The organism is Agrobacterium sp. CCNWLW32, from assembly GCF_037083425.1.
Taxonomy (GTDB): domain Bacteria; phylum Pseudomonadota; class Alphaproteobacteria; order Rhizobiales; family Rhizobiaceae; genus Agrobacterium; species Agrobacterium radiobacter.
Genome location: NZ_JBAOJM010000006.1, coordinates 243,824 through 262,279, shown reverse-complemented (window position 1 = coordinate 262,279; position 18,456 = coordinate 243,824). Strand labels below are relative to the sequence as shown.

Annotated in this window: 19 protein-coding genes; 8 read left to right on the top strand and 11 right to left on the bottom strand. The window is 60.8% G+C overall.

The genetic code is table 11. The features are described from left to right. Positions 1-190 precede the first annotated feature (190 nt). From V6R85_RS15790 to V6R85_RS15780, 3 genes are read right to left on the bottom strand one after another with little or no spacing between them, the layout of a single operon-like run. Positions 191-898: a TIGR02281 family clan AA aspartic protease gene (locus V6R85_RS15790; protein ID WP_080866257.1), complete on the bottom strand. Its 708-nt coding sequence runs from the start codon at positions 896-898 to the stop codon at positions 191-193. Next, positions 895-1,086 carry a DUF1289 domain-containing protein gene (locus V6R85_RS15785; RefSeq protein WP_003507833.1) on the bottom strand — a complete coding sequence of 64 codons (192 nt, stop codon included), beginning with the start codon at positions 1,084-1,086 and terminating at the stop codon, positions 895-897. Before V6R85_RS15785 ends, V6R85_RS15790 begins: the two co-directional genes overlap by 4 nt. A gap of 19 nt (positions 1,087-1,105) precedes the next feature. Beyond that, positions 1,106-1,891 (bottom strand): adenosylcobinamide-GDP ribazoletransferase, encoded by a 786-nt coding sequence (locus V6R85_RS15780; protein ID WP_080570344.1) that lies wholly within the window; start codon positions 1,889-1,891, stop codon positions 1,106-1,108. Positions 1,892-2,043: 152 nt separating this feature from the next. Between V6R85_RS15780 and cobT the strand changes: the two genes are divergently transcribed. After that, positions 2,044-3,078, top strand: a complete 1,035-nt coding sequence (gene cobT, locus V6R85_RS15775) for a nicotinate-nucleotide--dimethylbenzimidazole phosphoribosyltransferase (RefSeq protein ID WP_003507837.1) — start codon at positions 2,044-2,046, stop codon at positions 3,076-3,078. Positions 3,079-3,086: 8 nt separating this feature from the next. Beyond that, entirely contained in the window at positions 3,087-3,491 is a 405-nt protein-coding gene (locus V6R85_RS15770; RefSeq protein WP_003507839.1) for a diacylglycerol kinase, read from the top strand. Positions 3,492-3,530: 39 nt separating this feature from the next. Here the strand turns inward: V6R85_RS15770 and pdhS2 are convergent, their stop codons facing one another. Continuing rightward, complete coding sequence (pdhS2, locus tag V6R85_RS15765) at positions 3,531-5,066, bottom strand: two-component system sensor histidine kinase PdhS2 (protein WP_099085242.1); 1,536 nt, start codon at positions 5,064-5,066, stop codon at positions 3,531-3,533. A 107-nt stretch (positions 5,067-5,173) separates the two neighbouring features. On the opposite strand from pdhS2, the gene V6R85_RS15760 reads away from it, so the two are divergent. From V6R85_RS15760 to V6R85_RS15745, 4 genes are all read left to right on the top strand, one after another. Beyond that, positions 5,174-5,767, top strand: a complete 594-nt coding sequence (locus V6R85_RS15760) for a thermonuclease family protein (protein WP_111834512.1) — start codon at positions 5,174-5,176, stop codon at positions 5,765-5,767. Next, on the top strand, positions 5,760-6,404 hold the full coding sequence (locus V6R85_RS15755; RefSeq protein ID WP_162724162.1) for a uracil-DNA glycosylase family protein: 645 nt from the start codon (positions 5,760-5,762) through the stop codon (positions 6,402-6,404). The genes V6R85_RS15760 and V6R85_RS15755 overlap by 8 nt, the downstream gene beginning before the upstream one ends. A 70-nt stretch (positions 6,405-6,474) precedes the next feature. After that, entirely contained in the window at positions 6,475-6,963 is a 489-nt protein-coding gene (locus V6R85_RS15750; RefSeq protein ID WP_003507846.1) for an Lrp/AsnC family transcriptional regulator, read from the top strand. Positions 6,964-7,240: 277 nt separating this feature from the next. Further along, complete coding sequence (locus V6R85_RS15745; RefSeq protein WP_111781116.1) at positions 7,241-8,206, top strand: aliphatic sulfonate ABC transporter substrate-binding protein; 966 nt, start codon at positions 7,241-7,243, stop codon at positions 8,204-8,206. Positions 8,207-8,378: 172 nt separating this feature from the next. Here V6R85_RS15745 and V6R85_RS15740 read toward each other — a convergent pair whose 3' ends face one another. From V6R85_RS15740 to V6R85_RS15720, 5 genes are all read right to left on the bottom strand, one after another. Continuing rightward, positions 8,379-9,203: a class I SAM-dependent DNA methyltransferase gene (locus V6R85_RS15740; protein ID WP_111785015.1), complete on the bottom strand. Its 825-nt coding sequence runs from the start codon at positions 9,201-9,203 to the stop codon at positions 8,379-8,381. A gap of 84 nt (positions 9,204-9,287) precedes the next feature. Further along, positions 9,288-9,554 (bottom strand): usg protein, encoded by a 267-nt coding sequence (locus V6R85_RS15735; protein WP_060723297.1) that lies wholly within the window; start codon positions 9,552-9,554, stop codon positions 9,288-9,290. A 169-nt stretch (positions 9,555-9,723) separates the two neighbouring features. Further along, positions 9,724-10,554, bottom strand: coding sequence for an ABC transporter permease (locus tag V6R85_RS15730; RefSeq protein WP_003507864.1), 831 nt, complete (start codon positions 10,552-10,554; stop codon positions 9,724-9,726). Next, positions 10,551-11,354 (bottom strand): ABC transporter permease, encoded by an 804-nt coding sequence (locus V6R85_RS15725; protein WP_003507866.1) that lies wholly within the window; start codon positions 11,352-11,354, stop codon positions 10,551-10,553. Before V6R85_RS15725 ends, V6R85_RS15730 begins: the two co-directional genes overlap by 4 nt. 112 nt (positions 11,355-11,466) lie before the next feature. Next, a complete protein-coding gene (locus tag V6R85_RS15720; protein WP_111834511.1) occupies positions 11,467-12,240 on the bottom strand; it encodes an ABC transporter substrate-binding protein in 774 nt (257 codons plus the stop codon). Between the two features lie 341 nt (positions 12,241-12,581). Between V6R85_RS15720 and V6R85_RS15715 the strand changes: the two genes are divergently transcribed. After that, complete coding sequence (locus V6R85_RS15715) at positions 12,582-14,861, top strand: OmpA family protein (protein WP_111834547.1); 2,280 nt, start codon at positions 12,582-12,584, stop codon at positions 14,859-14,861. Between the two features lie 183 nt (positions 14,862-15,044). Here V6R85_RS15715 and V6R85_RS15710 read toward each other — a convergent pair whose 3' ends face one another. Both V6R85_RS15710 and V6R85_RS15705 read right to left on the bottom strand, forming a co-directional pair. Beyond that, complete coding sequence (locus tag V6R85_RS15710; protein WP_060723296.1) at positions 15,045-15,968, bottom strand: pseudouridine-5'-phosphate glycosidase; 924 nt, start codon at positions 15,966-15,968, stop codon at positions 15,045-15,047. A 29-nt stretch (positions 15,969-15,997) separates the two neighbouring features. Beyond that, a complete protein-coding gene (locus V6R85_RS15705; protein WP_111834510.1) occupies positions 15,998-16,939 on the bottom strand; it encodes a carbohydrate kinase family protein in 942 nt (313 codons plus the stop codon). Between the two features lie 246 nt (positions 16,940-17,185). On the opposite strand from V6R85_RS15705, the gene recA reads away from it, so the two are divergent. Then, on the top strand, positions 17,186-18,277 hold the full coding sequence (gene recA / locus V6R85_RS15700; RefSeq protein WP_020012874.1) for a recombinase RecA: 1,092 nt from the start codon (positions 17,186-17,188) through the stop codon (positions 18,275-18,277). Positions 18,278-18,456: the final 179 nt, after the last annotated feature.

The window sequence follows — 18,456 nt, the reverse complement described above, 5'->3', positions numbered from 1 at the left end:
TGGGGAATTGCACCCCGCCCTGAGAACAAGGCCAACATAAATTATCAAATGGGAAGGAATCAAGGGGCAATGGCCCGCCCATTGCCCCAATGTGCGAAAAGAATATCCCCGTTGCGGTCGCATTGGGGTATTTCCTTTCCGGGGCCAATGGCTCGGGAAAACCGCAGAATGAACCGCAAAGGGCAGGGGGTTACCGGTCGCGCAGCCGCAGTTCATCGGTCTGCATCTGCAGCGAACCGAGCGTCGACAGGAAGCTCATGCCGAGCAGGCTCTGGCCCAATTGGCCATCCTGGGCGACGAGGGCCGGGATGTTGCGCCGCACGATCGGGCCAATGCTGATTTCCGACAGGGTGACGGGAGCTGCCGCCGTGCGGCCATTCGCAGTCATGACCGGTACGGTATAGCGGAGGTTTGTGGTGTCGATGCCGATTGCGGCGGCATCTGCATTGGCGAGCACCACCGAGCTTGCGCCGGTATCGACCAGCATGTGGATCGTCTTGCCTTCGAGACCGACATTCGCCTCGAAATGGCCGCTCATCGATTTATGCAGCACGATTTCCTGCTCACCGCCCGATGTGGTGACCACTACGGCGCGGCCGGGTATGAGGCCGCCCAGCAGTCGATCGCCGAAGGTTTGCAGATCGTAGCGATAGAGATAAAGCGAGACGAGGCCGAGAATGATGACAAGCCAGACGGCGAGCTGGCGGATGACGGTGCCGAAACTGCCGCGGCTTCCGGCCAATATGCCGGCTGACAGGAGAGCGGCAATGGGCAGAAGATAGAGAACATGGGCGAATTGATCATTATCGATGCCGAGTGTTCGCCCACCGTCATGATTGATGAGCAGCAGGCCAAGGCCGACGGCCAGCAGAAGGAGAACGATGGTCAGCCTGTTCATGCGGTATGCGTCTCCTTGGCGGTCTTGGGCAGGTTTGCCAGTCTTTGCGGCAGCAACCGCATGATCTCGCGGCGCTTCTCGTCGCTATACCCTGCCCAGCCGCCAATTTCATCCAGCATTCGCCCACAGCCGATGCAGAGGCTGCTGGTTTCATCGAGGCGACAGATGTGGATGCAGGGTGTTTCCATGATGATTTATATCAGGCCGTCATGCTGCAAGGGCAAGGGCGACAAGAATCACGATCTCCGTGATCTGCTGGCAGGCGCCGATGGTGTCGCCGGTATGGCCGCCGATCTTCCTGTCGCAGAGCCTGCCGAAAAGCATGGCCGCCAGAAAGGCTGCCGCCAGCACAAGGGCAATCGACAGGAGCGGCAGGGCGTGCAGCGTAAATAGTATGAAAAGCAGCAACCCGATCAAAAGCGCGATGTTGCGCTCGCTTGTTCCCGGCTGACCGGCGCTGGCGGCGATGCCGGAGGTTTTGGCGGCGGGCAGGGACTGCCAGTGCCAAACCATCAGGGCGCGGCTCATGACAAGCACAGCGATCAGGGCGGCGGCGGCGGTTTTTGCCGGCAGCGTCTCAATGAGCGAGGCGAGCGCGGTGGCGCGAAGCGCAAAGGACAGGATCATGGCGATGGCGCCATAGCTGCCGATGCGGCTGTCCTTCATGATCTCAAGCATTCGCGCCTTGTCCTTGCCGCTGCCGAAACCGTCGGCCATGTCGGCCAGGCCGTCTTCGTGCAGCGCCCCTGTCACGAGCGCCGTCAAGCCGATGACAAGCCAGCCGGTGAGCTGGGGAGAGGCGTCGAAGGCCGCAAAAACCACAACGAGGAAAGCGGCGGGCAGGGCGATCAGCAGACCGGCGGCGGGAAAGGCGCGGGCAGTGCGGCGCATCGACACACTGTCGGCATCATCAAAAAAACGCGAGGGAACGGGCAGGCGGCTCAGAAAGGCGAGGGAATGCATGACATCTGTTATAAAATCCCCGGCCTTCATGCTCTCTCCGTTGCAGTTGCTGCATTTCCGGTTGTTCCGCGGCGCATCCGCGATTATGAGAGGCGCAACAAAGACCGATTTGCCGGAAAACACAAGTTCCGGACGCATGAGCCGATGCGACAGCCAACCCGACGACGAGAAAGACAGATATCATGAGCATGAGCGGATTGCCCTTCGACGATTTCCGCGCGCTGCTGCGCGAGCTTCCCGGCCCGGACACGCACGCGCTTGTGGCGGCCAAGGAGCGCAATGCGCAGCTGACCAAGCCCGCCGGTTCGCTCGGCCGTCTCGAAGAAATCGCCATGTGGCTGGCTGCCTGGTCCGGCCGTTCTCCGGCCGTCACCCGTCCGCTGGTGGCGATCTTCGCCGGCAATCACGGTGTTACCCGGCACGGCGTTACGCCTTATCCGACATCCGTGACCCAGCAGATGGTGGAAAATTTCGCGGCAGGCGGTGCGGCGATCAACCAGATTTGTGTCGCCAATGATCTTGGCCTGAAAATCTTCGATCTGGCGCTCGATTACCCGACCGGCGACATCACCTGCGAGCCTGCGCTCTCGGAGCGCGACTGCGCCGCGACCATGGCCTTCGGTATGGAGGCGATTGCCGGCGGCACCGATCTTCTCTGCGTCGGCGAAATGGGCATCGGCAACACCACCGTTGCGGCGGCGATCAATCTCGCGCTTTATGGCGGCACAGCGGAAGAGTGGACCGGTCCGGGCACCGGCTCGGAAGGTGAGGTCATGGCCCGCAAGATAGCGGCGGTGAAAGCTGCCGTGGAATTCCACAAGGACCACCTGTCCGATCCGCTGGAAATCATGCGCCGTCTTGGCGGACGCGAGATCGCGGCGATTGCCGGCGCCATCCTCGCCGCCCGCGTGCAGCGTATTCCCGTGCTGATTGACGGTTATGTGGCGACGGCCGCTGCCGCTCTTCTCAAGGCCGCCAACCCTTCGGCGCTCGATCATTGCCTGATCGGCCATGTCTCGGGCGAGCCCGGCCATCTGGCCGCCATTGAAAAGCTCGGCAAGACGCCGCTGCTGGCGCTTGGCATGCGGCTTGGCGAAGGGACGGGGGCAGCACTTGCCGCCGGCATCGTCAAGGCCGCTGCCGCCTGCCATTCCGGCATGGCGACGTTCGAAGCGGCGGGTGTGGACACCCGCATCAGTTCCCGCACCGATCATTGAGGCTGAAGATGGACGTGACGCCGCAAAAGAAGCAACCGGAACCCGTCTTTCGCAAGGAAAAAGGCTGGCGGCATCTTTTGGCCGCCGCCCGCTATTCCGTGCAGGGGCTTGGCCGGCTGTGGCAGGAAGCAGCGTTCCGGCATGAGGTTCTTGCCTTCGGCGTCGGGCTCGCCCTGCTTCTGGTCGTGGGCGCGCCGTTTGCGCATCTTCTCGTCTTTACGGTGCTGATGCTGCTTCTTTTCTCGGTGGAGGCGCTGAATACCGCCATCGAAGAGTTGGTGGATCGCATTTCGCCGGAAATCTCCTCGGTCGGGCGGCATGCCAAGGACCTCGGTTCCTTTGCCGTCTTCTGCCTGTTGATGGCGAACGGATTTTTCGTGCTGTATTCGCTGGTGACGACGCTGTTCCTCTAAGCGGAGCGCCTCCGCTTTTTTGGCTAATGCTCAGGGTTTTCAGGCGAAGGACCGCCGGCGCGGCTGGATGGCGTGGGTTTCCTCCACGGCCGGCAGGCTCTGCAGCACGCGTTTTGCCGGCAGGATGGCGATGCCCTCGGTGCCCTCGCGCAGTTTCGATTTCAGGATGAACTGGCCGTCATGCTTGGCGAGAATGGCCTGAACGATGGGCAGGCCAAGCCCGGTTCCCTGTTCGGCGCTCTTGATCGCGATCGAGCCCTGACCGAAGGCCGACAGCACCACGGGGATTTCGTCTTCGGGAATGCCGGGGCCGTTATCCCTGATCGACACATATTGGCCGCCGCCCGCCGTCCAGCCGGCTTTCACAAGGATTTCACCGCCCTGCGGCGTGAATTTCACGGCATTTGAGAGAAGGTTGAGAATGACCTGGCGGATCGATTTTTCGTCAGCCCAGACCTGCGGCAGGCTGCTTTCGAACTGCTGCGAAATCCTGATATTCTTGGCGCGGGCGCGAAGCTGGATCATGCCGATGCAATCCTCGGCGATTTCCAGCATCGAGATGGATTCCTCATTGAGATCATAGCGACCGGCCTCGATGCGCGACAGGTCGAGGATTTCGTTGATGAGATCGAGCAGGTGCTGGCCGGAGCGGTGGATATCGCCGGAATATTCCTTGTAGAGCGGGTTGTTGAGCGGGCCGAGCACTTCTGACGCCATGACCTCGGAGAAGCCGAGAATGGCGTTGAGCGGGGTGCGCAGCTCATGCGACATGGAAGCGAGAAAACGTGATTTGGCCAGATTGGCCTCTTCGGCGCGGCGTCGCGCCTCATCCGAAACCGAGTTGGCGACTTCGAGCTCGGCGATAAGGTCGTCCTTTTCCGTCTGGGACGACAGGAGCTTGACGCTGGTCTGGTAGAGCCGGCTGGTGATGCGATGACAAAAGAGGATCGCCATGCCGAACATCAATGCAAGGCCGACATCGAATGGATCACGAGAGATGGCCGAGGTGACGCACAGCGCCGCCATAACCGGCAGGAAGGTCATGAAAGTCGCCCGCCGCAGCATGAAATTGGCCATGGCGGTCAGCGAAAGCGCGATCAGCAGCGTTGCGCCCTTGAAGAAGAGAACAAGCGTCGGGTCGTTGCGCACCGGTTCGGCCAGTGCGAACATGGCCCATGCGCAGCCGATGAGGATCTGCATGCCGAGGAACAGATTTTTCCAGTGCTGGAGGTTTTCGGCGGTGATCTCCTGTTTCGCCGCTTTCTTGGCCAGCACCAGAGCGATGGCGTGGAAGCTGAGCGCAATCAGCGACCAGATGATCAGCCCGATGTCGCGGGTGATATAAAGACCGATGACGGAGGCGAGCACGATGAAAAGCGGCATGAACATCGCGCCTTGAAGGGTCTCGGCGATGTGCATGGTCAGCATTTCGCGTTCATAGGCTTCGGTTCCGCCAGCACCCTGTTGCAGGCGTTCACGCGTCGTCTTCACCGTGTCGAAAACCGCCTTGTTGCGGTGTTTTTTCGAGCGGTCGACGATGATCTTGTCGGTGGACGTGCTGACGCTTTTACTCATTGTTACAACGCGGGTGACATGAACCCTTGCAGACTACGCGCAAAATCTTAAGAAGATGCTGCCGTTAAAGGATTTGTTTGCCATTTCTGACAAGGGTTTGTTGTTACATGAGACGAAATGGAGGCAAAAGCAGGCGTTTTTCGGCATTTCGCGATGGCGGGCTTTTTCTCGCCACGGTTTTTCTCGGTATTCTGATCGCGGCCAAGCTCGATCAGATCAACAGCGAAACCTATAGCGGCCGCTTCTTCGTGATCGATGGCGACACGCTGTCAAAGGGTGAGGAACGTTTCCGGCTGCTCGGTATCGATGCGCCGGAGCTTGCCCAGACATGTCTGCGCGGCAGCGAAAGCTGGCCGTGCGGCGAGGAGGCGCGCCGTGTCCTGCAACGGCTGGCCCGGCCGACGGATTTTTCCTGTTCCGGCAGTTCCAGAGACCGTTACGGGCGGCTGCTCGTCTATTGTTCCGCAGACGGCAGGGATGTCTCATCGGAAATGGTGTCGGCGGGTTTTGCGGTCGCATCAGGTTATTTCCAGTTCTCAAGCGAGCAGGCGGCGGCGCGCAGGGAGGCGCGCGGCATCTGGGCGGGAGAATTCGAGAAACCATCGCAATGGCGGCGGGAACACCGTGCCGCGGATCTGGAAACGCCGGCGGCGGGTTTCCTCACCATTATCCGCCATCTCATGGGATGGGACCATGGTTGAGCTAGCGCTGGTGCGTGATGATGGGCTGGACGGGTTGCGCGGCGAAATCGCCCACTGTCGTCTCTGTCGCGATATGCCGCTCAACGGAATGGCTGATCGCCTGCCGCACGAACCCCGGCCGGTGGTCGTCATGTCGACCAAGGCGCGTATCCTGATTGCCGGGCAGGCGCCGGGGCTTCGTGTGCACGAAACGGGGTTGCCCTTCAACGATGCCTCGGGTGACAGGCTGCGCCAGTGGCTGAACGTCGATCGGGAGACATTCTATGACCCGGATCGTTTCGCCATCGTGCCCATGGGCTTCTGTTTTCCCGGTTATGACGACAAAGGCAGCGACCTGCCGCCCCGGCGCGAATGTGCGCCGCACTGGCGCGAGCGGGTAATGGTGGCAATGCCGCAGGTGGAGCTGATCCTCGCCATCGGCCAATATGCACAGGCTTTTCACCTGGGTGAAAGGCGGCGCAAAACCATGACCGAAACGGTGCAAAACTGGCGCAGCTATCTCCATGCCAATTCCGGTCCCGGCATTTTTCCCCTGCCGCATCCGAGCTGGCGCAACACCGGCTGGCTGAAAAAGAACCCATGGTTCGCGGAGGAGCTGCTGCCGGTTCTGCGACAACATGTGGAAATGCGGCTTTAGTGAAACAATTTTCTGTTTTTCTGCGAAAATTAGTGTATTGAAAGGAAATTAATTCAGGAGGGTAGACGCATTGGATCGCCTAGACCGTAAGATTTTGCGCATTCTGCAAGAGGATTCCACGCTGGCCGTTGCCGATCTGGCGAAAAAGGTCGGCCTTTCCACGACGCCCTGTTGGCGGCGTATTCAGAAGATGGAAGAAGACGGCGTCATCCGCCGGCGCGTGGCGCTGCTCGATCCGGTCAAGGTCAACACCAAGGTCACGGTTTTCGTTTCCATCCGCACCGCTTCCCATTCCATCGAATGGCTGAAGCGCTTCTCCGAGGTGGTTTCCGAGTTTCCGGAAGTCGTCGAATTTTACCGCATGAGCGGTGACGTCGATTATCTGCTGCGCGTCGTCGTGCCTGACATTGCCGCCTATGACGCTTTCTACAAGCGCATGATCGCCAAGATCGAAATTCGCGACGTGTCCTCCGCGTTTGCGATGGAGCAGATCAAATATACGACCGAACTGCCGCTCGATTACATGCTGCTGGATAATCCGAAATCCGGCGAGGAGTGATCCGCCGCTGGCTGGGTTTTTGATCAATGCCCTTTCCGGCTGCCGGGGAGGGCATTTTTATTGGCGGGTTGCCTTTCCTGCCCTGCCAGGGGTTGATCCTGTCGGAAGGGCCATCCGATAGCGGCCGCCCGGCCACGACAATCTTATTCCGCCCATAACGGCAAATTCGCACATTCAATTCTCTCGGCGCTGTCTACGCGCAAACTGGGATTTTGATAAAATCTCTCGAATATCTACGCTTTTACTGTCGAAGGATGGAATAGCGAGGGATATCCATATGCTCACACGACGCGGAACATTGGGACTGATTGCAGGTGCGACCGGGGCGGCGTTTCTGCCGCATATCCGGCGGGCAAGCGCCGCAACCACCACATTGCGGATTGGTTGGCAGAAGAATGGCGTGATAGCGCTTGCGAAAAGCCAGGGCGCGCTCGAAGCGCTGCTGAAAGATCGCGGCATCGAGGTCAAATGGTCGGAATTCTCCTCCGGGCCGCCGCTTCTCGAAGCGCTTGGCGCAGGCGCGCTGGATATCGGCCCGACTGGCGATGTGCCGCCGCTTTTCGCGCAGGCCGCCGGCGGCAATCTGCGTTACGTCGGCACCTACAAGGCGGCGGCCGGCGGATCGGCTATCCTCGTGCAGAAGGATTCGCCGCTGAAGGCGCTCGAAGACCTGAAAGGCAAGAAGGTTGCCTTCAAGCGCGGCTCCAGCGCCCACAACGTCACGGTCAAGGCGCTGCGAAAGGCCGGATTGACCTTGAACGACATTACCCCAGTCGATCTTGCGCCGCCGGATGCGGCCGCCGCCTTCCGCAGCGGCAGCATCGACGCCTGGTCGATCTGGGATCCCTATTTCGCGGTGGCGGAAAAAGAGCCGACAACACGGGTTCTCTCGACCGCCGAAGGCATCGTCGATCCGTGGAGCTACTTCCTCGCCAACGGCGATTTCGTCGAGACCAATCCCGATCTCGTGCCGCTGATCCTCAAGGAACTGGCGAATGTGGGTGCGAAGGCGCAGGCCAATATCGATGCAACGGCAAAATCGCTGGCGTCGATCACCGGCGTTCCCGAGGATGTCACCAAGGTCTCGCTGACACGGCCGGGAGCCGATCTCGGACGGGTCTCGCTGGTTCCGGATGAAGCCATTGCCTATCAGCAGGCACTTGCAGACGAATTCTATGATCTGAAGATCGTGCCGAAGAAACTCAAGGTGGCGGATATCGTCTGGCGTCCGAAGGCGAGTTGAGAGGGCGGGAAAATTGAGTCTCTTCAACCCGCTGGCGGATGTTGCTGAGAGCTTGATTCAGGCAGGAGCCGTGTTCGCCATATATAGGGCGAGCGCGTGCTGCTTGTTTCTTCTCCCCGCCGGGGAGAAGAAAGGTGCCGAGATGTCGGGGGCATAAGCCTCCGATGTCGCATCAGCCCTTGAGCTTCGCAATCACCAGATGACCGGGCGTCGGATTGCCGTCCTGCATGCGCACGTTGATGTCGGTCACTTCGAGAACCTCGAAACCGGTCGCGGCCAGTCTTTCGCGGACATAAGTTTCCGCATGGGCGAAACGCTGGTGCGGGCCGACCATATAGGGGCGTCCGGCGAGCGTCGCTTCGGGCAGAGTTTCCGACGAGAAGATCAGCAGGCCGCCGGCATTGAGGTTTTCGGCAGCGCCGAAAAACAGTGGCTCCAGCGCGCCGAGATAGGGCAGCACATCGGTTGCGGTGATGATGTCGAAGGGCTCGTCGTCATTATCTTCAAGAAAGTCCTCGGCTTCGGCGACGTAGAGCGTCTCGTAAAGGTCCTTCTCATGGGCGATCTCGACCATGTTTTCGGAAATATCAATGCCGGTGATATCGTCGGCCATATCGCGCAGCGCTTCGCCGGTGAGGCCGGTGCCGCAGCCGAGATCGAGCAGGCGCTTGAAGGGGCCGAGGTTGAGGGTCTGCAGCCGCTGGCGCACCATCATCGGCACGGCGTAACCGAGCTGCTCGACAAGAATATCCTCGAAAGCTTCGGCATGCTGGTCGAACAGGGTTTCGACATAGGCATCAGGTGCTTTCGATGGCTGTTCGCCCCGGCCCATGGCGGCGATGCGAACGGCCGCGCCGCCGTGATCCTCCGGATCGATGGCGAGAACTTCTTCATAGGCCTTCACCGCCGCATCCACATCGCCTGATTTTTCAAGCGCGAGTGCGCGGTTATAGGCCTCGGCAAGCGCCTCTTCGTCGATTTTCTGGTTCTTCGTCATCGTGCCTTATCCGTCAGCGTCTTCAGTTGAAGTTTGCTGTAAGCCGCATCGGAGGCGGGCGCAATGTTTATGTGGCGCGATGGCTCAGTGGAGGATGAACTCCCCTTTGAGCGCGCGCCATTCCTGCGCCGAGATCACCTGCCGGTGCACGTAGCGGACGGAGTGCAAAGGCCCGTCGAGCTTTTCCTGCCAGAATTTGAGGAACCCGTGCATTTCGGGGAAATCAGGGGCCAGATCATAGTCCTGCCAGACATAGGTCTGGAGAACCAGCGGATGGTCCGGCAGGCGATAAAAAATCTGGGCGGTGGTGAGGCCGTAGCCTCTCAGCATCATTTCCATGTCCTTGTTCATGACGGCGGTTCCCGTTTCCATGATTGCCGATCACAGCATTGCCGCTGTATCGAATATGGGAACACGACATGGTTAATCCAAGCTTGCCAGGGACATGGATTGTCATAAAATAGTTATATTTTTCAAAATGTTAGCAGCCTTCCTTGATGAGTGCTGCCAACTTTTCCGCTTAGCGCTTGAGATGGCGCGTCAGGCGGGCCTCCAGCCATGCCCAGACATGTCTAAGCGTTTCGACGATCGTCAGGTAGAAGATCGCCGCCCAGAGATAGGCCTGATAATCGAAGGTGCGGGAAAAGGCGTAACGCGTCTGCCCCATGAGGTCGAAGACCGTGACGATGGAGACCACCGCCGAACCCTTGATCATCAGGATGATCTCGTTGCCATAGGGACGCAGCGCCACGATGAGCGCCTGCGGCAGGATGACCTTGCGGAAGGTGATGAGTTTCGACAGGCCGAGCGAGGCGGCCCCCTCGTGCTGGCCGCGCGGCACGCTGCGGATCGCGCCGCGCAGGATTTCGGCCTGATAGGCGGCGGTGTTGAGAGTGAGCGACAGGAGGCCGCAATACCAGGCCTCGCGGAAGAACCACCACAGGCCGACGGTCTCCAGCCCCTGGCGGAAGCTGCCGAGGCCGTAATAGATCAGGAAAAGCTGCGCCAGAAGCGGTGTGCTGCGAAAGACATAGACATAGGCATAGGCGAGTGCGCCGATGACGCGGTTTTCCGACATGCGGCCGAAGGCGATCGGCACGGAAAGAATGGCGCCGAGAATGATCGAGCTGCCGACCAGCGTGATGGTGGTGATGAGACCATCGATGTAACGCGGCCCGTAACGCCCGAATTTATCCCAGTCCCAGCCTTCGATCATGGCGAAGATCAGCCCGGCGGCGAGCAGCAGCCAGAGCGTGATGACGGCGATGCCGACGATGCGGGAAATATTGAGCGGCTTGTCCGCTACCGCCGGGGCAGGGCGCGCGGGAATGAGTTCCTGAACATGGCTCATCGGCTTACCTCCGACTTGCGCGACCAGCGATCGATGAAACCGATGCCGATGGACGAAAGCAGCGCGAGAATGAGATAGAGCAGGCAGGCGATGCTGTAAAAGAAGAAGGCTTCCTTGCTGACGCGGGCGGCGATGCCGGTCTGGCGGATGATATCGGCAAGGCCGATGATCGAGACGTAGGACGTGTCTTTCAGGAGGATGACCCAGAGATTGGTCATGCCGGGCAGGGCGATGCGGACGAGTTGCGGAATGATGATGAGCACCATGGTGCGGCCCCGCGAAAGACCAAGTGCGGCACCTGCCTCATATTGCCCCCTGGGTATGGCCTTGAAGGCGGAGAGCAACACTTCGGAAGCATAGGACGAGAACACCACCGACAGCGCCACCATGCCCGCCACGAAAGCGTTGATCTCGACCGGGCCGGTGATGCCGATATAACCGGCCACCGATTGCAGCAGCATCTGGATGCCGTAATAGACGATGAAGAGCGTCAGGAGTTCCGGCAGACCTCGGAAGATGGTGGTGTAGATACCGGTCGCCAGCCGCAGCGATTTTTCTTCCGATTGTGCAGCGAGCGCGATGAGAAAACCGATCAGCAGTCCGACGGGCAGGGTGGCAAGCGCCAGCGAGATCGTGACCTTGACGCCGAAAGCGATCTCATCGCCCCAGCCAGCATCGCCGCAGGCGACCAGGGTGCCGTTTCCGAAAAGCGAGAAGAGACCGACCGGCCCGCAGAAGGGATCGAGAAGTGTCGAGACATAGGTCCAGAACGCACCTATGGCGGAAAATGCTCCGCTCATGCCAGTTTTCCCCTGCGGTCTTAAGCCGCCGTGATTGTTATCGTGACGTTTTCAAACAAAAATGGCGGAAGGGCAAGCCTTCCGCCACGAGATTTCAACAGATCGAACAGGCTTACTCGCCGTAAACGTCGAAATCGAAGTATTTTTTGTTGATCTCCTGATACTTGCCACTGGCGCGGATGCCGGCGATGGCGGCGGTGAACTTGTCGGCGAGCGCCGTGTCACCCTTGCGCACGGCAACGCCCGCGCCATTGCCGTTGATCTCGACGTCGACCTTGAGCGGCGTCAGGATCTTGCAGCAGGCGCCGGCATCCGTCTTCAGCCATTCCGAAAGCACGACGATGTCGTCGATGACGGCGTCGATGCGGCCATTGGCGATGTCGAGCTTATATTCGTCGGCGGTCGGATACATCTTCAGGTCGGCATCCGGGAAATGCTTTTCGGCATAGTTGGAGTGGGTGGTGGAACCCTGCGCGCCGAGCGACTTGCCCTTGAGATCATCGAGGGACTTGATCGGCGAATCCTTCGGTACGGCGATAGCCGGCGGGGTGTTGTAATATTTCTTGGAGAAGTCGACCTTCTGGAGACGTTCCGGCGTGATCGACATGGACGCGATGATGGCGTCGAACTTCTTGGCCTGCAGGGCGGGGATGATGCCGTCCCAGTCATTGGTGACGAAGGTGCACTCGGCCTTCATTTGTTCGCACAGCGCCTTGGCGATGTCGATGTCGAAGCCGGTCAGCGTGCCGTCGGCTTCGAGATTGTTGAAGGGCGGATAGGCGCCTTCGGTGCCGATGACGATCTTGTCCTGCGCGAGGGCTGCGCCCGACAACAGCGAGATGGCGGCAATCGATACGGCTGCGAGCAGACGGGTGGAAATAGGCATTTCGATCCTCTCTTTTGGTCGTTCATCCGCAGTCTGTTGTTGTTTTCAGTGCGGACGCCATGGGCGCTGGGCGCGGCAGGACGGAGGATACCGCCTGTGGCCTTCAGCGCGGATGCAATTATTCATCCGGTTGGTCAAAAAATGCAACTGCAATATTAGTCATCGCGTTTGTGCCGCAGAGCCTCCACGAAAAGGCCTTGATCTGTTCATTTCCGGTACAGAACGCTTTGTTCATCATGGGAACCGAAGTGTGTGCCGGGCGTTGACCAGCGCCTGCACGCGCAGCCGGAATCACGATGTCGCAAGACTGGCGACCAATAATGGCAGATGAGGAAACACCGATGCTGAAGAAGAACACATTGCTGACGGGGGTGGTTTTCCCCCTCATGTCGCTGGCGATTGCGGTGGAGCCGGCCGCGGCCGGTTTTGCCGGTGCCGCGCGGGCGCAGGCGCTTCCCGGACAGGCGACGACCGGTCAGGTGATTCTGGCGCAGGCACAGCCGGAAGAGCCGAACCCGGAAGAGGAACTGCGCAAGCGGCGCAAGCAGGCCGAAGAGGCGCAGCCGCAGGCCGAGCCGCAACGCCAGGAGCGCGCACCGGAACCGCCGCGTGAGCCGGAGTCCAAACGCGAAGCCGCGCCCGCCGAGCCACGCCCAGAACCGCAGAGGGAGCCCCAGAGGGAACCCCAGCGTGAGCCGCAGCCCGAACCCCAGCGGGAACCGCAGCAGCAGCGCGAGGCCCGCCCGGAGCCCGCGCCGGCCGAACAGCCGCAGGAGCGTCCCCGCAAACCAGAACGCGCACAGGAGCCGCAGGGCGAGGGCGAACAGCGCCCGGCACGCCAGCGCGAGGCGGCACCCGAAGCCGCACCTGCCGAGGAGCAGCCGAAGGAACGTCCGCGCAAGCCCGAACGGGCCGAGCAGCCCGCAGGTGAGGGTGAGCAGCAGCGTCCCCGTAAGGAGCGCGCGAAAGAACCTGCAGCCGAACAGGAGCCCGCAGCACGCCCTGAAAATGCCGAGCAGCCGGCCAAGCCTCGCGAGCCGGCGCCTTCCAAAAAGCCGCAGGTAGAGGAAAAGGCCCCGGAACAGAAAGCCGAACCGGCTGAAAAAGCCGTTCCGGAGAAAAAGCCTGCCGCCCCGGAGCCGGCAGTGAAGGAAGCACCGGTTCCGACCGAAGCCCCGACGCCCGCACGTCCGCCGGCGCCCGAGGCCCAGCCCAATCCCGCACCGGGTCGTCAGCCTTCCGAACAGCCGCCGGTAGAGGGCCAGGGTAGAACTGAACCTGCAGCCCCGCTGCCAGGCGCGCCGACGCCTCCGCCGCCGAGCGGTACGACGACCGGACAGGCGCCGGCCGGCGAACCCGTGCCCAATCAGGTCGCTGTTCCGCAGACGGAAGCGCCGCCGATGACGAAGGAAGAGCTGGACAAGGCCAAGGCCATTGCCAAGGACCCGTCCAAGACCGCCGATACCGTCATTCTGCCGGTCGACAAGGGTGCCGCCGTTCTCGACAGCGACAAGGAAGTGGAACGCTCCGGCAACCGCCAGACCCGCGAGGAGCGCCGTCGTGAACGCGAGCAGGCCGGCGACGTGAAGGTTCCGACATCGGACGCCGAAGCGCAGCGCGCCGGCGCCGCCGAAGGCAAGGCTCCGCCACCGCCCGTCAAGATGGAGGCGATCACCTCCCAGCAGGGCGAACGTGTCGATCGTCGTCCGCAATATGAGCGGCCGGAAGGTGTCCGCGAATGGCAGCCGCGCGAAGGCCGCCCGCGCGATCGGGATCGTGACGGCGACGCGCCGATCATCCTGCAATTCGGCGACCGTGTCGTGGTGCGCGGCGATGATAACCAGCGCTTCATCCGCGATGGTGGTGAGCCCTATTACGAGCGCTTGGGCGGCGGTCGTGTCCGCGAAACCGTGGAGCGCCGCGATGGAACGCAGGTGGTTACGATCCGCAACCGTTATGGCGACGTGATCCAGCGCTCGCGCATCGACGATCGCGGCCGCGAATATGTGCTGTTCTATGCACCGGAGCTGATGGAAGATCCGGACCGTGATTATGTCTATCGCGATCCCGGCCTCGACCTGCCGCCGATGCGCCTGCGCATTCCCGTGACCGATTATATCATCGACACGTCGAGCGATCCGGACCGCGATTATTACCGCTTCCTGGAACAGCCGCCCGTCGAACCGGTGGAGCGGGTCTATTCGCTGGATGAAGTGCGTTATTCGGCCCGTATCCGCGACAAGGTGCGCCGTATCGACCTTGATACGATCACTTTTGCCACCGGCAGTGCCGAGATCCCGATGGCGCAGGCACGTTCGCTGCGCAAGGTGGCTGATGCCATCAACAAGGCGCTCAACAAGAACCCGGGGGAAACCTTCCTGATCGAAGGCCATACCGATGCCGTCGGTTCGGATGAAAGCAACCTCGTTCTCTCGGACGAGCGCGCCGCTTCCGTCGCCAATGTGCTGACCGATGTTTACGGTATTCCGCCGGAAAACCTCGCGACTCAAGGCTATGGCGAGCGTTACCTGAAGGTTCAGACACTTGGCCCGGAACAGCAGAACCGCCGCGTCACCATCCGCCGTGTGACGCCGCTGGTGAAGCCGGTCGCACAGAACTGATTGGGTTCAGGAACTGAAAAGAAAAGGCCTGGAAAGCGCAAGCTTTCCGGGCCTTTTTTGTTGGTTGCGAGGCCTTCTGCTTTCACACCGTCATCCTCGCCCTTGAGGCGAGGATCCATTCCTGCGAGCGCATCGTGGATCCTCGGATCAAGCCTGAGGATGACTGAGAAGACGATTTTTTCTTCAGTTCAGCGCCACGGCGATCTCAGCAGCAAGCTGCGCATTGTTGCGCACCAGCGCAATATTGGTCTCCAGGCTGCGGCCATCTGTGAGGCGGAAAATATCGCCGAGCAGGTAGGGGGTGACTTCCTTGCCGGTGACTTCGTCGCGCTCGGCGTGCGAGATGGCGCGGTTGATGTAGATTTCCATCTCCTCGCGCGGAATTTCGTCTGCTTCCGGCACGGGATTGGCCACCAGCATGCCGCCGTCGATGCCCAGCTGTTCGCGGGTTGCCTGGAAATTGGCAATCGCCGCCGGGCTATTGAGCGAAAGCGGGCTCGACAGGCCGGAAGAGCGGGACCAGAAGGCCGGGAATTCTTCCGACCCGAAGGTGACGACAGGCACGCCGTTGGTTTCGAGAACCTCCAGCGTCTTCGGAATATCGAGAATGGCTTTCGCGCCGGCGCAGACGACGATCACGCCGGTCTTGGCAAGCTCGGTCAGATCGGCGGAGATGTCGAAGGTCTCTTCCGCGCCCTTGTGCACGCCGCCGATACCGCCTGTCGCAAAAACGCGGATGTCGGCGCGGGCGGCGGCGATCATGGTGGCTGCAACCGTGGTCGCGCCCGTGCGGCGCTCGGCGATGGCAAAGGCGATATCGGCGCGCGAGACCTTCATGGCGTCGGTTGTCTGGGCAAGCGCCTCAAGCTGGTCCTTCTCAAGACCGATATGCAGCGTGCCGTGAATGACGGCGATGGTGGCCGGAACCGCACCCTGATCGCGGATGATCTGTTCGACGCTTTCGGCCATCTCGATGTTGCCGGGATAGGGCATGCCATGGGTGATGATGGTCGATTCAAGCGCCACGATCGGCGCGCCGCGCTGCTTGGCTGCGGCGACTTCCTGAGAATAGACGATGGGCAGGAGCGGGGAGATGGGGCGGGTCATGGCATCTGTTCCAGTTTTCAAAAGCGGGTTCATGCCAGCATTTCAGCCTGGGGAACAAGCCCCAACATGGCTTCGACACTGTCTTTTGATAGTTCATGCGAGGTGGCGAAGGGGGACTGCACGGTGATGGCCGCCGCGGCCGCCCCCTGTCGCAAGGCCTCCGCAATCGTCTTTCCCTCGGCGATGGCGGCGAGATAACCAGAGGCCATGGCGTCGCCCGCACCGGTGACATCCTTCACCTCGCGGATGAGAGGCGGGTGGAGGATTGCTTTTTCCGTTCCATTGAAGGCAACGACTTCGCTTGCGCCGCGGGTAACGACGCCGCCGCAAAGCCCGGCCTTGCGCAGAATATCCGGCCAGTCGCGGACATTGGCCGCCGTCTCGCCGGTCAGCGCGCGGGCTTCCGCCTCGTTCATGAAGAGGACGTCGATATCGCCGAGCGTCGCTTTCAGCTTCACCGCCTTGGCGGGCGATATGGCAATGGCGGCCAGCGGTTTTTCGCAGGCGCGGGCAACGAGGCCGAGCGCCGTCAGCGTATCATCAGGCAGATTGGCGTCGCAAAGCAGGATATCGCTCGCAGTGATCGCCTCCCGCACGGCGCGTATCTTCAGGCGGCGCGGGGTGAAGAGCTTGTAGAGGTCCATATCCGCAAGCGCGATGACGAGGTTGCCGTCACGCTCCAGAATGGCGGTGTAGCTTGGCGTGCGGCGGTCGAGGAAGGTGAAGGGCGTGTCTTCAACGCCCGCCTGCTTCGCAGCCTCCGCCACCGCTTCGCCTGTCACGTCACCGCCGCGCGGAGCAATGATGCGGACCTGAAAACCGAGGCGGGAGAGATTGCGCGCGGCGTTGAAACCGCCGCCGCCGGCCTCTTCCATCCACGAGCCGGGGTTGCTCGCGCCGGGCGCCGTCTCAGTCTCGATCATGCCGCGCCGGTCGATATGTGCGCCGCCCAGAACGAGTATTTTCTTCACGCTTGCGTTTCCCTCTTTGGCGGATGGAAAGACCGGACGATTCGGCCTAAACTGACGTCTTCCTGACCTCGCATCCGGTTTGCGGCGATGGGCCGGGCACGGAAAAACGAAAGCAGAACAAACTACTTATCGCTATTTGTTTTCAATATGCTGGCTCAGCCTTGCGAAATGAGAACAAATAGAGTACATACCGTTTCCATACTGCTTCATTGCCTGTGCGGCTTCAATAACCTAAAGGTGGTTCGGATGGCACAAAATTCTTTGCGTCTCGTAGAGGATAAATCGGTGGATAAAAGCAAGGCACTGGAAGCGGCGCTCTCCCAGATCGAACGGTCGTTCGGCAAGGGATCGATTATGAAGCTCGGTTCCAATGAAAATGTGGTTGAGGTGGAGACCGTTTCGACGGGTTCTCTCAGCCTGGATATCGCGCTCGGCATCGGCGGTTTGCCGAAGGGGCGCATCGTTGAAATTTATGGCCCGGAAAGCTCGGGTAAGACGACGCTGGCGCTGCAGACGATTGCGGAAGCCCAGAAGAAGGGCGGCATCTGCGCCTTCGTGGATGCCGAGCACGCGCTCGATCCGGTCTATGCCCGCAAGCTTGGCGTGGATTTGCAGGGCCTTCTGATCTCGCAGCCGGATACGGGCGAGCAGGCACTTGAGATCACCGATACGCTGGTGCGTTCCGGTGCGGTTGATGTCCTGGTGGTCGACTCCGTTGCGGCGCTGACGCCGCGGGCGGAAATCGAAGGTGAGATGGGCGACAGCCTGCCGGGTCTTCAGGCCCGCCTGATGAGCCAGGCGCTGCGCAAGCTGACCGCTTCGATCTCCAAGTCGAAATGCATGGTCATCTTCATCAACCAGATCCGCATGAAGATCGGCGTCATGTTCGGTTCGCCGGAAACGACGACAGGCGGTAACGCTCTCAAGTTCTATGCGTCCGTTCGCCTCGACATCCGCCGTATCGGCGCCGTCAAGGAGCGCGAAGAGGTTGTCGGCAACCAGACCCGCGTCAAGGTCGTCAAGAACAAGATGGCTCCGCCCTTCAAGCAGGTGGAATTCGACATCATGTATGGCGAGGGTGTTTCCAAGACCGGTGAGCTCGTCGACCTCGGCGTGAAGGCCGGTATCGTCGAGAAATCCGGTGCATGGTTCTCCTATAACAGCCAGCGTCTGGGGCAGGGGCGTGAGAACGCCAAGACCTTCCTGCGCGACAATCCGGAAACGGCAAATGAGATCGAACTGGCATTGCGCCAGAATGCAGGTCTGATCGCCGACCGCTTCCTGCAGAATGGCGGCCCGGATGCCGGTGAAGGCGACGACGGCAGCGACGAGGGCTGATGCATTCCGCGAAGGTCCTGATGTCGCCGTCCGGAGACTTCGTCGAGCTGGTATAGATCAAAAGGGTCGTGCGATTTTTCTTCGCGCGGCCCTTTTTCTTTGCCTATATGTCTTGCTTCGCCTCCATGGCTGGACAGGGCAGGATGCGGACGATAAAAGCCAGTGATTTTGCAATATAG

Coding starts and splice junctions, on each gene's coding strand:
- V6R85_RS15790 (WP_080866257.1), bottom strand. CDS start 898: ATGAACAGGCTGACCATCGTTCTCCTTCTGCTGGCCGTCGGCCTTGGC.
- V6R85_RS15785 (WP_003507833.1), bottom strand. CDS start 1,086: ATGGAAACACCCTGCATCCACATCTGTCGCCTCGATGAAACCAGCAGC.
- V6R85_RS15780 (WP_080570344.1), bottom strand. CDS start 1,891: ATGAAGGCCGGGGATTTTATAACAGATGTCATGCATTCCCTCGCCTTT.
- cobT (WP_003507837.1), top strand. CDS start 2,044: ATGAGCATGAGCGGATTGCCCTTCGACGATTTCCGCGCGCTGCTGCGC.
- V6R85_RS15770 (WP_003507839.1), top strand. CDS start 3,087: ATGGACGTGACGCCGCAAAAGAAGCAACCGGAACCCGTCTTTCGCAAG.
- pdhS2 (WP_099085242.1), bottom strand. CDS start 5,066: ATGAGTAAAAGCGTCAGCACGTCCACCGACAAGATCATCGTCGACCGC.
- V6R85_RS15760 (WP_111834512.1), top strand. CDS start 5,174: ATGAGACGAAATGGAGGCAAAAGCAGGCGTTTTTCGGCATTTCGCGAT.
- V6R85_RS15755 (WP_162724162.1), top strand. CDS start 5,760: ATGGTTGAGCTAGCGCTGGTGCGTGATGATGGGCTGGACGGGTTGCGC.
- V6R85_RS15745 (WP_111781116.1), top strand. CDS start 7,241: ATGCTCACACGACGCGGAACATTGGGACTGATTGCAGGTGCGACCGGG.
- V6R85_RS15740 (WP_111785015.1), bottom strand. CDS start 9,203: ATGACGAAGAACCAGAAAATCGACGAAGAGGCGCTTGCCGAGGCCTAT.
- V6R85_RS15735 (WP_060723297.1), bottom strand. CDS start 9,554: ATGAACAAGGACATGGAAATGATGCTGAGAGGCTACGGCCTCACCACC.
- V6R85_RS15730 (WP_003507864.1), bottom strand. CDS start 10,554: ATGAGCCATGTTCAGGAACTCATTCCCGCGCGCCCTGCCCCGGCGGTA.
- V6R85_RS15725 (WP_003507866.1), bottom strand. CDS start 11,354: ATGAGCGGAGCATTTTCCGCCATAGGTGCGTTCTGGACCTATGTCTCG.
- V6R85_RS15720 (WP_111834511.1), bottom strand. CDS start 12,240: ATGCCTATTTCCACCCGTCTGCTCGCAGCCGTATCGATTGCCGCCATC.
- V6R85_RS15715 (WP_111834547.1), top strand. CDS start 12,582: ATGCTGAAGAAGAACACATTGCTGACGGGGGTGGTTTTCCCCCTCATG.
- V6R85_RS15710 (WP_060723296.1), bottom strand. CDS start 15,968: ATGACCCGCCCCATCTCCCCGCTCCTGCCCATCGTCTATTCTCAGGAA.
- recA (WP_020012874.1), top strand. CDS start 17,186: ATGGCACAAAATTCTTTGCGTCTCGTAGAGGATAAATCGGTGGATAAA.